Source organism: Pseudoroseicyclus sp. H15 (assembly GCF_054353345.1).
Map to the genome: position 1 here is coordinate 1 of NZ_JBTHJE010000004.1, position 14,378 is coordinate 14,378.

13 protein-coding genes are annotated in these 14,378 nt (G+C 68.6%); 12 read left to right on the forward strand and 1 reads right to left on the reverse strand.

Annotated features, from left to right (window positions below):
• Positions 1-212: 212 nt before the first annotated feature.
• The 7 genes from ACXN5S_RS09405 to der all read left to right on the forward strand — a co-directional run bounded on the left by ACXN5S_RS09405 (position 213) and on the right by der (position 8,436).
• Positions 213-965 (forward strand): YebC/PmpR family DNA-binding transcriptional regulator, encoded by a 753-nt coding sequence (locus ACXN5S_RS09405; protein ID WP_458605172.1) that lies wholly within the window; start codon positions 213-215, stop codon positions 963-965.
• A complete protein-coding gene (locus ACXN5S_RS09410; protein WP_458605173.1) occupies positions 966-1,913 on the forward strand; it encodes a DMT family transporter in 948 nt (315 codons plus the stop codon).
• A gap of 113 nt (positions 1,914-2,026) precedes the next feature.
• Positions 2,027-2,335, forward strand: a complete 309-nt coding sequence (locus ACXN5S_RS09415) for a hypothetical protein (protein ID WP_458605174.1) — start codon at positions 2,027-2,029, stop codon at positions 2,333-2,335.
• A gap of 73 nt (positions 2,336-2,408) precedes the next feature.
• The gene (locus ACXN5S_RS09420) at positions 2,409-4,241 is read left to right on the forward strand and encodes an ABCB family ABC transporter ATP-binding protein/permease (RefSeq protein WP_458605175.1); all 1,833 of its coding nucleotides are present in this window, start codon (positions 2,409-2,411) and stop codon (positions 4,239-4,241) included.
• Positions 4,242-4,489: 248 nt separating this feature from the next.
• Positions 4,490-5,623: a hypothetical protein gene (locus ACXN5S_RS09425; protein WP_458605176.1), complete on the forward strand. Its 1,134-nt coding sequence runs from the start codon at positions 4,490-4,492 to the stop codon at positions 5,621-5,623.
• 4 nt (positions 5,624-5,627) lie between these two features.
• Positions 5,628-6,914, forward strand: coding sequence for an outer membrane protein assembly factor BamB family protein (locus ACXN5S_RS09430; protein ID WP_458605177.1), 1,287 nt, complete (start codon positions 5,628-5,630; stop codon positions 6,912-6,914).
• A 43-nt stretch (positions 6,915-6,957) separates the two neighbouring features.
• Positions 6,958-8,436: a ribosome biogenesis GTPase Der gene (gene der / locus ACXN5S_RS09435; protein WP_458605178.1), complete on the forward strand. Its 1,479-nt coding sequence runs from the start codon at positions 6,958-6,960 to the stop codon at positions 8,434-8,436.
• A 217-nt stretch (positions 8,437-8,653) separates the two neighbouring features.
• Here the strand turns inward: der and ACXN5S_RS09440 are convergent, their stop codons facing one another.
• On the reverse strand, positions 8,654-9,010 hold the full coding sequence (locus ACXN5S_RS09440; protein ID WP_458605179.1) for an MmcQ/YjbR family DNA-binding protein: 357 nt from the start codon (positions 9,008-9,010) through the stop codon (positions 8,654-8,656).
• A gap of 57 nt (positions 9,011-9,067) precedes the next feature.
• Here ACXN5S_RS09440 and ACXN5S_RS09445 point away from each other — a divergent pair, with 57 nt between their 5' ends.
• The 5 genes from ACXN5S_RS09445 (at position 9,068) to ACXN5S_RS09465 (ending at position 14,376) form a co-directional block, all read left to right on the forward strand.
• Complete coding sequence (locus tag ACXN5S_RS09445; RefSeq protein ID WP_458605180.1) at positions 9,068-9,607, forward strand: DUF1697 domain-containing protein; 540 nt, start codon at positions 9,068-9,070, stop codon at positions 9,605-9,607.
• Between the two features lie 128 nt (positions 9,608-9,735).
• On the forward strand, positions 9,736-11,175 hold the full coding sequence (gene cysS, locus ACXN5S_RS09450) for a cysteine--tRNA ligase (RefSeq protein ID WP_458605181.1): 1,440 nt from the start codon (positions 9,736-9,738) through the stop codon (positions 11,173-11,175).
• 116 nt (positions 11,176-11,291) lie between these two features.
• Positions 11,292-12,926 carry a citramalate synthase gene (gene cimA / locus ACXN5S_RS09455; RefSeq protein ID WP_458605182.1) on the forward strand — a complete coding sequence of 545 codons (1,635 nt, stop codon included), beginning with the start codon at positions 11,292-11,294 and terminating at the stop codon, positions 12,924-12,926.
• Positions 12,923-13,627, forward strand: a complete 705-nt coding sequence (locus ACXN5S_RS09460) for a class I SAM-dependent methyltransferase (RefSeq protein WP_458605183.1) — start codon at positions 12,923-12,925, stop codon at positions 13,625-13,627. The genes cimA and ACXN5S_RS09460 overlap by 4 nt, the downstream gene beginning before the upstream one ends.
• On the forward strand, positions 13,624-14,376 hold the full coding sequence (locus tag ACXN5S_RS09465) for a squalene/phytoene synthase family protein (protein ID WP_458605184.1): 753 nt from the start codon (positions 13,624-13,626) through the stop codon (positions 14,374-14,376). The genes ACXN5S_RS09460 and ACXN5S_RS09465 overlap by 4 nt, the downstream gene beginning before the upstream one ends.
• Positions 14,377-14,378 lie beyond the last annotated feature (2 nt).

Below are 14,378 nucleotides of genomic sequence, written 5' to 3' on the forward strand. Positions count from 1 at the left end.
GGAGAAGCTCAGCCGCGCCCGCGCCCGCAGCTTTGGCGCCGCGCGCGCCCTGCGCCCGGTCGAGCCCGAGCCGCTCACAGACAGCCCCCCCCCGCTTTCGCGAGACGCGCCCGCAAGGGCGCGGCGAACATGCCCGCACCGCTCCCTCCCTTGCCCCTTTGCCGGCCGGCGCCTATAGAGCGTTCCGATCCGCGAAGAAGAGGGCTCTACGCATGGCCGGCCATTCCAAATGGGCGAATATTCAGCATCGCAAGGGGCGCCAGGACGCCGCGCGCTCGAAGCTGTTTTCGAAATTCTCCAAGGAGATCACCGTCGCCGCCAAGATGGGCGACCCCGATCCCGACAAGAACCCCCGCCTGCGCCTCGCCGTGAAGGAGGCCAAGAGCCAGTCGATGCCGAAAGACGTCATCGACCGCGCCATCAAGAAGGCCATCGGCGGCGATGCCGAGAATTACGAGAGCATCCGGTATGAGGGCTACGGCCCCAACGGCGTGGCGGTCATCGTCGAGGCGCTGACCGACAATCGCAACCGCACCGCCTCGTCCGTGCGCTCCACCTTCGGCAAATCGGGCGGCAATCTCGGCGAGACAGGCTCGGTCGCCTTCATGTTCGATCGCAAGGGCGAGATATTCTACAAGCCCGAGGCCGGTGACCCCGACACGGTGATGATGGCCGCCATCGAGGCCGGCGCCGAGGATGTCGAAAGCTCCGAAGACGGCCATTACATCTACTGCGCTGATACCGATCTCAACGAGGTCTCGACTGCGCTCGAAGCCGAGCTCGGCGAAAGCGAGACGGCCAAGCTCGTCTGGCGGCCCACCACCACCGCTCCGGTGGATCTCGATGGTCTGCAAAAGCTGATGAAACTGGTCGAGACGCTCGAAGACGACGATGACGTGCAGAACGTCACCACCAATTTCGAAGCGCCCGACGAGGTGATGGAAGCCTACGAGGCGGCGGAGTAATTGCCCGCCACCACCCCGGTGCCGGCGCGAGGCTTCATTCCGCCTGACGCCCGGCCGCTGCGGGGTGTGCTGTTCATGGTGCTGTCGGGGCTGAGCTTCGTCTGCATGACGGCCATCGTGAAGACGGTGGGCACCGATGTGCCCGCCGCCGAGGCCAGCTTCCTGCGCTACGCGATGGGGCTGCCCTTCCTCTTGCCGATGATCGGCGCGGTGCGGCGGGCAAAGCTCACGCCGCGGCTCTGGCGGCTGTTCGGGCTGCGCGCGCTCGTCCATTCCGGCGCGGTCATCCTGTGGTTCTTCGCCATCGCCCGCATCCCGCTCGCCGAGGTGACGGCGATGAACTACCTCAACCCGATCTACGTCACCATCGGCGCCGCCCTGATCTTCGGCGAGCGGCTCGCCCTGCGGCGCATGATCGCCATCGCCGTCGCTCTCGCCGGCGTCGCCATCATGCTGCGCCCGGGCTTTCGCGAGCTCGATCCGGGCCATTTCGCTATGCTCGCCGTCTCGATCTGCTTTGCCGGCTCCTACCTTTTCACCAAGCAGCTTTCGGGCGAGGTGAGCCCGACGGTGATCGTCACCATGCTTTCGGCACTGGTGCCCATCTGCCTGCTGCCCTTCGCGCTGCTCGACTGGCAGACGCCGAGCTGGACCGATCTCGCCTGGTTCCTCGGCACGGCCTTCTTCGCCACGCTGGGGCATTACTTCATGACGGTCGCCTTCGCCGCCGCACCGATGACGGTAACCCAGCCCGTCACCTTCCTGCAGCTCGTCTGGGCGACACTTCTGGGCTGGATCGCCTTCGGTGAGAGCATCGACCATTGGGTGGTGATCGGCGCGCTGCTGATCATGGGCGCCATCGGCTACATGACCTTCCGCGAGGCGCAGCTCCGGCGCGCCTCTGCGCCGGTTGCTGCCACGCCGCCGCCGGCTGCGACGCGCCGTTAATTTCAGCACGGCTGGCAGGGCGCCCGAGGGCTCACCCGGCCGAGCTTGACGCAGGGGTTAATCTGCGTTCTCTCTCGGGAACGATGGGTGGTTATCGAGTTGATGGTGGGTTGATGTCGCGCATGACGCGGGTGAACCGGTTCTGGGTTCAATCAGATTATCGCGCGCGCTTTCTCGACTATCTCTCGCAGATGGCGCGTGAGCTGCGCGACTGCCCCTCGGCCTTCAACGTGCGCCTGCTCGAAGGCTGCGATGGCGAGATGGCCCTGATCTACGAACATGTCGGCCCCGACGGCGCCGCCGATTGCGCCCGGTTCCTCGATGGCCGCCTGCCGCCCGAAGAGCGGCGCGCGCTGCTGATGTCGCTCAAGGTCGAGCAGGAGGTGACCAGCTACCGCCCGATCCCCGGGGTCTTCGGCTAGCGCGCCAAAGCCAATCTGCCCGCCGCATATGGTGTTTCACAGCCGCGCTCCCTAAATGTCCCTCATGAGAGGCATGGGGCGGCTCCAGAAGACAGAGGCCAATCTTTCCGGTGCGCCGGTGGATGGCTGGTATGTGATCCGCCGCGTCATCCCTTATCTCTGGCCGAAGGGCGAGACAGAGGTGCGGGTGCGCGTCGTCGTCTCGCTCGCGATGATCCTGCTCTACAAGCTCATCAGCGTCGGCACGCCGCTGCTCTACAAATACGCCGTCGACACGCTCTCAGGCGAGGCGCCGACCACCGGGATGATGGTGGGCTGGGGCGCCGTCGGGCTGACGCTGGCCTATGGCATGGCCCGGCTGATGACCAACGGCTTTCAGCAGCTGCGCGACGTCATCTTCGCCACCGTCGGCCAGCGCGCCCTGCGCATGCTGGCTTTGGAGACCTTCCAGCACATCCATCAGCTCTCGCTGCGCTACCACATCACCCGCAAGACCGGCGGGCTGAGCCGGGTGATCGAGCGGGGGGTGAAGGGCGTCGAGTTTCTCCTGCGCTTCGTGCTCTTCTCCATCGGCCCCCTGGTGCTGGAGCTGCTGCTGATTTCGGTGGTGCTCTTCTTCCTGTTCGACGCCTGGTATCTCGTCGTCGTCGGCATCGTCGTGGCGCTCTACACGGCCTTCACCTTCAAGGTCACCGAATGGCGGGTGAAGATCCGCAAGGTGATGAACGACCAGGATACCGATGCAAACCAGAAGGCCATCGACAGCCTGCTCAACTTCGAGACGGTCAAGTATTTCGGCGCCGAGACCCGCGAGGCCAAGCGCTATGATGGCGCCATGCGCGCCTATGCCGATGCCGCGGTGACGACTCAGCAGAGCCTCGCCTTCCTCAACTTCGGCCAGGCCTTCCTCATCACTGCCGGCCTCGTCGCCGTGATGGTGATGGCGGCCATCGGCGTGCAGCGGGGCAGTCTGACGGTGGGCGATTTCGTCGCCGTCAATTCCTACATGCTGCAGATCACTATGCCGCTGAACTTCCTCGGCACGGTCTACCGCGAGATCCGCCAGGCGCTGATCGACATGGCCGACATGTTCGGCCTGCTCGACCAGCCCCCCGAGGTGACAGACAAGCCCGGCGCCCCGGCGCTGCAGATCCGCCAGGGCGTGGTGCGCTTCGAGGATGTGCATTTCGGCTATGGCGACGGCCGCAAGATCCTCAAGGGCGTCTCCTTCGAGGTGCCCGCCGGCGGCACGCTCGCCATCGTTGGCGCCACGGGCGCCGGCAAAAGCACCATCGGCCGGCTGCTCTTCCGCTTCTACGATGTCACCGGCGGCAAGGTCACGATCGACGGCCAGGATGTGCGCAATGTCACGCAGGAGAGCCTGCATGCCGCCATCGGCGTGGTGCCGCAGGACACGGTGCTGTTCAACGATACCATCCGCTACAATATCGCCTATGGCCGCGAGGGCGCCACGCAGGAGCAGATCGAAACGGTGGCCCGCGCCGCCTCGATCCACCGCTTCATCGCCTCGCTGCCCGAGGGCTATGACACGCAGGTGGGCGAACGCGGGCTCAAGCTCTCCGGCGGCGAGAAGCAGCGCGTCGGCATCGCGCGCACGCTCCTGAAGAACCCGCCGATCCTGCTGCTCGACGAGGCCACCAGCGCGCTCGACACCGGCACCGAGCGCGAGATTCAGGGCGAGCTGAAGGCGATGGGCCATGGCCGCACTGTCATCTCCATCGCGCACCGGCTCTCCACCATCGCCGATGCCGATCAGATCATCGTGCTCGACGAGGGCGAAATCGCCGAGGCCGGCACCCATGCCGACCTTCTCTCGCGCAATGGCCACTACGCCGCCCTCTGGAACCGCCAGGCCGAAGACATCGGCAATCTCGCCGCCGAATAGGGCAGGGCGCCTCCACCCCTGACTCCGCCCCCTGTCTTTGCTCCAACAAAATCCTCGGGGGGGCTGGCAACGCCAGCGGGGGGCAGACAGCCCCCCTCCAACATCCGCCATCCCGTCCCGAAGCCACCCTCTACCGGCGCCCGCCTGCCGCCAGCGCCGCCCCGGTCTTGCCGCCCCGGCGGCCTTCGGGCTAAGGAGGCGGGACAACAGGCGCCACGGGATCAAGAACGGCGCCGGGGGAGTGGGCTTTGAGCAATCCTGACAGCTTCATCGACGAGGTCAGCGAGGCCTTGCGCCGAGACCAACTGGGCCAGGCCTTCCGGCGCTGGTGGTGGATCGGCGCGGTGGTCGTGCTCGTCATCGTCGGCGGCGCCGCCTTCGTCGAGTTCCGGGGCGCGCGCGAGCGGGCCGAGGCGCAGGCCGTGGGGGCGGCCCTGCTGAACGCGATGGATTCCGCCGAGCCCGGCGCCCGTGTGGCGGCGCTGGAGACGGCCGCCGTCGATGGGCCGGCTAATGCCGTGGTGCAGATGCTCACCGCGGCCGAAGAGATGGCGGCCGACGATCCCGAGGCGGCGGCAGAGCGGCTGGAAGCCCTCGCTGCCATGCCCGACCTTCCTGCACCCTATGGCAGTCTCGCTGCGCTGAAGGCCGTGATGCTGCGCATCGGCACGCTGCCCGAGCATGAGATCCGCACCCGGCTGGAGGGCCTCGCCGCCCCCGGCGCGCCCTTCCGCCTTCTGGCGGACGAGCAGATCGCCCTCTCCGAGCTGCGTGACGACCAGCGTGAAGACGCCGTCGCGCGCCTTGAGCGCATCGGGGACGATGCCGAGGTGACCTCGGCCCAGAAGAACCGCATCGACGCGCTGCTCACGGCGCTCGGCGCCGCCACCCCGGCGCCGGCCGCGGCCAGCGAGACGCCCGACGCCAGCGCCGAGGCGGTGAGCGAGGCGCTCGCCGAGCCCGCCGACGAGGCGGTGCTGGAAGAGCTACCGCCGCCGGACGCCGTGGCCGTGCCCGTGGAAGACGCGGCCATTCCGCTGGAAGCGGAGGAGAGCGCCCCCGCAGACGCTGCCCCGGCCGAAGACGCGGCGGCGCCGGTCGCCGACGAAGAGCTGGCGCCCGCCGAGGACCCAGCCACGGCCGACGAGCCGGCGCCCGCTGAAGAGCCCGCGCCCTCTGAGGAGCCTTCCCCTGCAGAAGACGCGGCTCCCGCCGAAGCGCCCGCGCCGGCCGAAGAAGCCCCCGCCGATGACGCCGCCGCGAGCGAGGCGCCTGCCGACGACGTGATCGTGCTGGAGCCGGCCCCCGAGGACGTGACCGTCGAGGACGCGCCGGCGACGGACGGCCCGGATGCCGCGCCGGCCGCCGACGAGGTGGAGTAACACGATGCGCGCGCTGGCCTCTTTCGCCCTCGCTCTCGGCCTGGCTGCCTGCGCGGCGCCCGAGACCATTCTGCCCGGCCAGCGGGTCGATATCCGCCCCGGCCCGGTGGAGCTGAATGCCGCCGTGCCGATCGCTCTGCCGCCTGTCACCCGCAATGCAGACTGGACGCATCGGGGCGGCTCGCAGACCCATTTCGTGTCGCATCCGGCCCTGCCGGGGACGCTGAGCCTCGCCTTTTCCGTCGATCTCGGCGATGGCAATTCGCGCCGCCATCGCATCACCGCCGATCCGGTCGTGTCCGGCGGCCGCGTGTTCGCCATGGATGTGTCCAGCCGCGTCAGCGCGGTGACGCCGGCGGGCGGGCTGCTCTGGCAGCGTGATCTGACGCCGGTTGGCGAGAACAGCCGCGATGCCTCGGGCGGCGGCCTGGCGGCGGACGGCGGGCAGGTCTTCGCCGCCACCGGCTTCGGACAGCTCATCGCCATGGATGCCGCCACCGGCGCCACGCAATGGGTGCAGGATCTGGGCGTGCCCGGCGGCTCTGCCCCGCTGATCTCCGGCGATCTGGTCTATGTCGCGGCGCGCGGCTCGCTCGCCATGGCACTCGACCGCAGGACGGGCCGCATCGCCTGGCAGCAGACCGGCACAAATTCGGCCGCCAATTTCGCCGGCGGCGCCGGGCCCGCCATCTCGGGCGACATGCTGGTGATGCCCTATCCTTCGGGCGAGGTGATCGGCATGTTCCCGCAGGGCGGCCTGCGCCGCTGGTCCTCCGTCATCGGCGGCAGCCGTGAGGGCGAGGCGCTGGGCGTGGCGACGGTGGATATCGGCGCCGACCCGGTGATCGTGGGTAACACGGTGTACGTCGGCAATGTTACCGGGCGTTTCGTGGCCATGCGGCTCGACACCGGCGAGCGGCTCTGGACGGCGAAGGAAGGGGCGACGAGCCCGGTGGCCGTGGCTGGCGGCGCCGTCTTCCTGATCAACGATATCGGCGAGCTGGTGCGGCTCGATGCCTCGACCGGCGGGGTGATCTGGCGCGTGACGCTTCCGCAATTCACCTCCGACGGCAAGAACCGCAACCGCCGCTATGTGCATTTCGGGCCCGTGCTCGCCGGCGGGCGTCTGGTGGTCGCCTCCTCCGATGGGGCGCTGCACCAGTTCGATCCGACCTCCGGCGCCAGCCTCGGCGACGTGGCGCTGCCCGGCGGCGCGGCGAGCAACCCGGCGGTGGCCGGCGGCACGCTCTATGTCACCAACACCGATGGCGAGCTGCTGGCGTTTCGCTGACCAAGGCTGTATCGGGGCGCCTTGACCCGTTAAGGTGCCCCTCATGACCTTCACCCTCGCCATCGTCGGCCGCCCCAATGTGGGCAAATCGACGCTGTTCAACCGTCTCGTCGGCCGCAAGCTGGCGCTGGTCGACGACCAGCCCGGCGTCACGCGTGACTTGCGCGAAGGCGAAGCGCGGCTGGGCCACCTCCGCTTCACCGTCATCGACACGGCGGGCCTGGAGGAGGCGAGCGACGAGAGCCTGCAGGGCCGCATGCGCCGGCTGACCGAGCGGGCGGTGGAGATGGCGGATGTCTGCCTCTTCCTCATCGACGCCCGCGCCGGTGTGCTGCCGGCCGACGAGATCTTCGCCGACATCCTGCGCCGCAAGGGCCGCCACGTGATCCTCGGTGCCAACAAGGCCGAGGGCCGCGCCGCCGAGGCGGGCTTGCTCGAGGCCTATGCGCTGGGGCTGGGCGAGCCCGTCGGCCTCTCTGCCGAGCACGGGCAGGGGATGGACGAGTTGCGCTCGATGCTGGAGCCGCTGGCCGAGATCTACGCCGAGCGCGCCGAGGCCGAGGCCGCGGAGGCCGATGTGGAGATCGGAGATGTCGACATCGAAGAGGGCGACGAGGAAGCGCAGGAAGCGGCCTGGGTGCCGACGCCTCAGCGCCCGCTCAAGATCGCCGTCGTCGGGCGGCCGAATGCCGGCAAATCGACGCTGATCAACGCCATCATCGGCGAAGACCGCCTGCTGACCGGCCCCGAGGCCGGCATCACCCGAGATTCCATTGCGCTCACGACGGACTGGGGCGGCGTGCCGACCCGCATCTTCGACACCGCCGGCATGCGCAAGAAGGCCAAGATCGACGACAAGCTCGAGAAGATGAGCGTCTCCGACGGCCTGCGCGCGGTGAAATTCGCCGAGGTGGTCGTGGTGCTGCTGGATGCGCAGATCCCCTTCGAGCAGCAGGACCTGCGGCTTGCCGACCTTGCCGAGCGCGAGGGGCGGGCCGTGGTCGTGGGGCTCAACAAATGGGATCTCGAAGACGACAAGCAGGTACGCCTGAAGGAGCTGAAGGCCGATTTCGAGCGCCTGCTGCCCAAGCTGCGCGGCGCGCCGCTGATCACTCTGTCGGCCAAGACCGGCAAGGGGCTGGGGCGGCTGCAGGAGGCCGTGGTCAGTGCGCACCGGATGTGGAACCGGCGCATCTCGACGGGCCGGCTCAACCGCTGGCTCGACGGCATGCTCACCGCCCACCCGCCGCCGGCCCCCGGCGGGCGCCGCATCAAGCTGCGCTATATGACACAGGTGAAGGCGAGGCCGCCGAATTTCGTGATCATGGCCTCGCATCCCGAAGCCCTGCCGGAGAGCTATTCGCGGTACCTGGTGAATGGCCTCCGCGAGGAGTTCGACATGCCGGGCACGCCGATCCGCCTGACCTTCCGTAGCCAGTCAGACAAGAACCCCTACAAGAACCGCAAGAAGCCCAATACCACCTCGCTGACCAAGCACCTGAAGGGCCGGGCGAAGAGCTGACCCCGGGCGGGGCGGCCTCGCCTGCGGCAATCGCCCGCCCGCCCGGGGGATCCCCGGGGCGGGGGTGAGGGGTGGCTGGTGGTGGAGGGGGGCTGTCTGCCCCCCGCTGGCGTTGCCAGCCCCCCCGAGGATTTTGTTGGAGCAAAGACGAAGGGGCGGTTTGCGGGCCGCGCTCGGCAGGGGATCGAAGGAGCGCGGTGCCTGGGTGGAGTGACGGTCAGGGGAGGCTGGCCTGGACCTTTTTGGGGAGCTTGGCGCGGATGATGCCATAGGCACTTTGCAGGCGGTGGGTGAGCTCGTCGTCGGCCACATCCTCGGGCAGGTGGACCCAGGAGCGGTGGAAGTAGCGGGCCTTTGCGCCGATGCCGGCGTCGATGAGCATGGTGGCCGTCTCGGGGCTGTCGGTCTTGACGGAAATGCCGGGTTGCACCGCGCCGATGCAGGCGAACATCTTGCCGCCGACCTTCCAGGCATCGTGGCCAGGGCTGCCCTCTGGACCGCCCCAGGGATCTGAGACCTCGGCGCCGGGCAGGGCGGAACAGATGGCGGTGACGCGGGCGCGAAAGGGGCTCATGGCGGCGATCATGGCGTGTTAGGCTGGCGCTGGCGACTGGTTTTTCGGGAGGCGGGCATGCCGGCATTCGTGGCTCTTCTGCGCGGGGTCAATGTGGGCGGCGTGAAGGTGGAGATGGCGCGGCTGAAGGCGCTGGCCGAGGGGCTGGGCTGGGGCGATGTGCGCAGCTATATCGCCAGCGGCAATCTGGTGTTCATCGCAGACGGGGAGCCGCCTCAGCTCGCGGCGGCGCTGGAGCAGGCCATCTCAGCGGAGTTCGGGCGGCCGATCCCGGTGCTGGTGCTGAGCCGGGAGGAGATGCGGCACGCGGCGGAGAGCTGCCCCTTCGAGGTGGAGAAGGGGAGCCACACGCATTGCTTCTTCTGCTGGGACCAACCTGCGATCGACGAGGGGCTCTACCAGAGCCTGAAGGCCGAGAGCGAGGCGCTGCAGATCGTGGGCGGGCATGTCTGGATGCTGCACCCGGACGGCATGGGCATATCGAAGCTCGGCGAGAAGATCGGCAAGGTCGTCACCGGGACCGCGCTGACCGGGCGCAACCTCAATACATTGCGCAAGCTGGCGGATATGGTGGACGCCGCCGCCGGGGCGTGCTAGCAGGCATCCATGAAGAGCATTTGCATCATTGCTTGCATCATTTCCTGCTGACAACCGTCGCGGGCCGCTCTTTCACACCCTGATCGTCTGAGATAGCCACCCCCGCGAGACCCCGCGTGAGGTATGCCATGACGGCCATTAAACTCTGGAACAGCAAGAGCCGGGCCAAGGAGACGTTCGCTCCGATCCGCGAGGATGATGTGCGCATCTATCTCTGCGGCCCGACCGTTTATGACCGCGCGCATCTGGGCAATGCCCGGCCCGTCGTTATGTTCGACCTGCTGTTCCGGCTGCTCCGCCATGTCTATGGCGAGAACGCCGTGCGCTACGCCCGCAACTTCACCGACGTCGATGACAAGATTAACGCCCGGGCGCAGGAGCGCGCGGACGAGATCGGCGAGAGCGTGCAGGAGGCCATCGCCGCGATCACCGAGGAGACGATTCGCTGGTATCACGCCGACATGGATGCGCTGGGGGCCCTCAGGCCGACGCATGAGCCGCGGGCCACGGGCCATATCGGCGAGATGGTGGCGATGATCGAGGGGCTGATCGAGGCGGGCCATGCCTACGAGGCTGAGGGGCATGTGTTGTTCTCCGTTGGGTCCTACCCGGAGTACGGCGCCCTCTCCGGCCGCTCGGTGGACGACATGATAGCCGGAGCGCGGGTCGAGGTCGCGCCCTACAAGCGCGACGCGATGGATTTCGTGCTCTGGAAGCCGTCGGACGACAGCCTTCCGGGCTGGGAGAGCCCCTGGGGGCGGGGCCGGCCGGGCTGGCATATCGAATGCTCGGCGATGAGCGACGCGCTCTTCGGGCCGAGCTTCGACATCCATGGCGGCGGGACGGACCTGACCTTTCCGCACCACGAGAACGAGCTGGCGCAGAGCATGTGCGCCCATCCCGACGGCGAGTTCGCCCGCGTCTGGCTGCACAACGAGATGCTGCAGGTCGAGGGGCGGAAGATGTCCAAGTCCTTGGGCAATTTCTTCACGATCCGTGACCTGCTGGACCGGGGGATCCCCGGCGAGGTGATCCGCTTCGTGCTGCTGGGCACGCATTACCGCAAGCCGATGGACTGGACGGATAAGCGGCGCGACGAGGCGGAGCGCACCCTTAGGAAGTGGCGCGAGTTGACCGCTGGGGTAAAGCCGTCAACGCCGGCAAGCGAAGTTGTTAATGCGTTGAGCGACGACATTAACACAGCCGAAGCGCTCAACTTTCTCGGCCATTTTGGTCACGCTCTGCAGCAGAAGCGAAACGCGATTGCCCACGGCGACGCGAGCGAAGGCGAAGAAGCAGAACTCGGCGAAAGACTTGGCGAATTTCTTGCCTCCGCGCAGCTTCTGGGGCTCCTGACCGACGAGCTGGGCGGCTGGGACGGCGCCGGCGATGCGGGTGCGAAGATCGAGGCGCTGCTTGATGAGCGGTTTCAGGCGCGCAAGGCGAAGGATTTCGCCCGGGCCGATGAGATCCGCGCGCTGCTGACAGCGGCGGGCGTTGAGGTGATGGACAGGCCGGACGGGGCGGATTGGGCGCCGGGGCCGGGGTTCGATGCGGGGAAGCTTTAAATGACGGCGCTTGTGGAGACTGCGGAGGGGGGCGCTGCCCCCCGCCTGACGGCCCCCCCGGGATATTTGCAGAAAAGCGAGAGGGGGCGGGGCGCCTCTGAGGTGAGGATGGTGCGATGACTGAGCGGCTGTATCTTTACGACACCACGCTGCGCGACGGGGCGCAGACGCAAGGTGTGCAATTCTCGACCGACGAGAAGCTGCGCATCGCGCGGGCGCTCGACAGCCTCGGCATCGACCAGATCGAGGGCGGCTGGCCGGGGGCGAACCCGACGGATTCGGGCTTCTTCGAGAAGGTGCAGCCGGGGCGGGCGGCGATCACCGCCTTCGGGATGACCAAGCGGGCCGGGCGCTCGGCCGAGAATGACGATGTGCTGGCCGCGGTGATGAACGCAGGCACGGACAGCGTGTGCCTTGTCGGCAAGACCCATGATTTCCACGTCACCACCGCGCTCGGCATCACGCTGGAGGAGAATGTGGAGAACATCTCCGCCTCTATCGCCCATCTTGTGAAGAGCGGGCGCGAGGCGCTGTTCGACGCCGAGCATTTCTTCGACGGCTTCAAGCAGAACCGGGCCTATGCGCTGGACTGCGTGCTGGCCGCCTACAAGGCCGGGGCGCGCTGGGTGGTGCTCTGCGACACCAATGGCGGCACGCTGCCGGGGGAGATCGCCGATATCGTGCGCGAGGTCATCGCGGCGGGCATCCCGGGAGATCACCTCGGCATCCATTGCCATGACGATACCGGGCAGGCCGTCGCCGGCAGCCTCGCGGCGGTGGAGGCAGGCGTGCGCCAGATCCAGGGCACGCTCAACGGGCTTGGTGAGCGCTGCGGCAATGCCAACCTCACCACGCTGATCCCGACGCTGCTGCTGAAGGAGCCCTTTGCCAGCGACTACGAAACCGGGGTGACGCGGGAAGGGCTGAGGCAGCTGCGCCGCGTCAGCCGGATGCTCGACGATATCCTCAACCGCGTGCCGCAGAAACAGGCCCCCTACGTTGGCGCCAGTGCCTTCGCGCACAAGGCGGGGCTGCACGCCTCTGCCATCGCGAAGGACCCGCGCACCTACGAGCATATCGAGCCGGAGCTGGTAGGGAACACGCGGATCGTGCCGATGTCGAACCAGGCGGGGCAATCCAACCTCCGCGCCCGGCTCGCCGAGGCGGGGATCGAGGTGGAGAGGGGCGATGCCGCGCTGCCGGTGATCCTGGACAAGGTGAAGGAGCGCGAATCGCGCGGCTATGCCTATGACACCGCGCAGGCGAGCTTCGAGCTGCTGGCGCTGGAAGAGCTGGGGCCCACAACGCGCTTCTTCGAGCTGGAGCGTTACCGGGTGATCTCCGAGCGGCGGCGCAATGCGCGGGGCGAGGTCGTGATCGTCTCCGAGGCGGTGGTGACGATAGCCCTTGGCGGCGAGCGCATCACCTCGTTCTACGAGAACCCGCATGGCGACGAGATGCAGGATGCCGGCCCGGTTAACGCCCTGTGGAACGCGCTGGCCAAGGATCTTGGCCGCTACCAGGCGCTGGTCGACGACATGCGCCTGGTCGACTTCAAGGTGCGCATCACCGGGGCGGGCACTTCGGCCGTGACCCGCGTCATCATTGACAGCGAGGATGGCGAGCAGCGGCGCTGGTCGACCGTCGGCGTCTCGGCGAACATAGTCGATGCCTCTGTCGAGGCGCTGGTGGATGCCGTGCGCTGGAAGCTGATGCAGGGGCAGGCCGCGGCAGAGGTGGCGGCGCAATGAACCCGGCCTTCTTTGCGGTGCATTCGGGGCTGGAGCGCGAAGGCCCCGGCGAGGCGGCAGACGTGGGGCGGGCCGCGCAGGTCGTGGGCCTGGCCCGGGATGCGCGCATCCTCGATGCCGGCTGCGGGCCGGGGGCCGATATCGCGGCACTGCTGAAGGCGGCGCCCGAGGGGCATGTGACCGCCCGGGACCTGCACGCGCCTTTCGTGGCGCGGGTGAGCGAGGCCTGGGCGGGCGATCCGCGCGTCGCGGCCGAGGTCGCCTCGATGACCGACGCGGGGAGCTTCGATTTCATCTGGTCCGCCGGCGCGCTCTACAACCTGGGGCTGGACGAGGGGCTCTCGGCCCTGCGCGGGCTGGTGGAGGAGGGCGGCGCCGTCGCCTTCACCCATCCCTGCCTCTTCGCGCCTGACCCGAACTTCGACCCGGTGGAATTCTGGGGCGACGGGCCGGTGCATACCGAGGGGCAGATCGCCGAGGCGGTGGCCGGCGCCGGCTGGGAGGTGCTGGAGAGCTGGCGCCTCTCGGACGCGGCCTGGGAGGCCTATTACGGCCCGCTGGAGGCGCGCTGCGACGCTCTGGAGCGCGAGGCGAGCGACGATCTGCTCGCGGCCATCGCCGAGGCGCGGCACGAGGCCGCCACCTGGCGGCGCGTGAAGCATCTCACCGGCTATCTTGCCACCGTGGCTCGCGCCATATGAGCCTGCAGGCCTGCGCCGAGATCGTGAAGGCGGGCGACCCCGGCCGCTTCCTCGCCGCCATGTCGGCCACGCCGGCGGAGCGGGCGGTGCTCTTCCCGCTGTTCGCCTTCAATGTCGAGCTCAGCCGCGGCGCCTGGGGCGCCTCCGAGCCGATGCTCGCCGCGATCCGCCTGACCTGGTGGCGCGAGGCGCTGGAGGAGATCGAGCAGGGGCGCATCCGCCAGCATGAGGTCGTTCAGCCGCTGGCCGAGCTGATGGGGCGGGGCGCGGTGACTGCCGCGCTGCTTCGCCCCATGGTCGAGGCGCGCATGGCGGAGGGCAACCGCGAGGGGCCGGAAACCCGCGAGGCGCTGTTGGATCACCTCGATGCCACCGCCGGCACGCTGGCCTGGGCCTGCGCCCTGGGTCTGGGTGCGCGGGCAGAACAGGAGAAGCCAGTGCGGCTGGCCGGGCGCGCCGGGGGGCTGGCGAACTGGCTCGTCGCCGCACCTGCGCTTCGCGCCGCGGGGATGGAGCCGCTGCCGGATCTGCCGGGCGTGCTCGCCCCGCTGGGCCTGGAATGGCTGGCCAAGGCGCGCGGCGCCGATCTGCGGGGGCTGGGCGCGGCGCTGCGCCCCTATTGGCAGACCGGTGCGATCCTGCGCCGCGCCACGCGCCACCCCGAATGGGTGGGCGAGGGCCGGCTGGAAAGCTCGCCCTTCGCCGCGCGCCTGTCGCTGATGGCCAAGGCCGCGCTCGGCGGCTGGTAGGC

What these genes read in the sequence shown, in the direction of transcription:
- cimA (WP_458605182.1), top strand. Translation starts at nt 11,292, where the DNA reads ATGACTGAGCGGCTGTATCTTTACGACACCACGCTGCGCGACGGGGCG.
- der (WP_458605178.1), top strand. Translation starts at nt 6,958, where the DNA reads ATGACCTTCACCCTCGCCATCGTCGGCCGCCCCAATGTGGGCAAATCG.
- ACXN5S_RS09420 (WP_458605175.1), top strand. Translation starts at nt 2,409, where the DNA reads ATGGGGCGGCTCCAGAAGACAGAGGCCAATCTTTCCGGTGCGCCGGTG.
- ACXN5S_RS09465 (WP_458605184.1), top strand. Translation starts at nt 13,624, where the DNA reads ATGAGCCTGCAGGCCTGCGCCGAGATCGTGAAGGCGGGCGACCCCGGC.
- ACXN5S_RS09460 (WP_458605183.1), top strand. Translation starts at nt 12,923, where the DNA reads ATGAACCCGGCCTTCTTTGCGGTGCATTCGGGGCTGGAGCGCGAAGGC.
- ACXN5S_RS09445 (WP_458605180.1), top strand. Translation starts at nt 9,068, where the DNA reads ATGCCGGCATTCGTGGCTCTTCTGCGCGGGGTCAATGTGGGCGGCGTG.
- ACXN5S_RS09415 (WP_458605174.1), top strand. Translation starts at nt 2,027, where the DNA reads ATGTCGCGCATGACGCGGGTGAACCGGTTCTGGGTTCAATCAGATTAT.
- ACXN5S_RS09405 (WP_458605172.1), top strand. Translation starts at nt 213, where the DNA reads ATGGCCGGCCATTCCAAATGGGCGAATATTCAGCATCGCAAGGGGCGC.
- cysS (WP_458605181.1), top strand. Translation starts at nt 9,736, where the DNA reads ATGACGGCCATTAAACTCTGGAACAGCAAGAGCCGGGCCAAGGAGACG.
- ACXN5S_RS09430 (WP_458605177.1), top strand. Translation starts at nt 5,628, where the DNA reads ATGCGCGCGCTGGCCTCTTTCGCCCTCGCTCTCGGCCTGGCTGCCTGC.
- ACXN5S_RS09440 (WP_458605179.1), bottom strand. Translation starts at nt 9,010, where the DNA reads ATGAGCCCCTTTCGCGCCCGCGTCACCGCCATCTGTTCCGCCCTGCCC.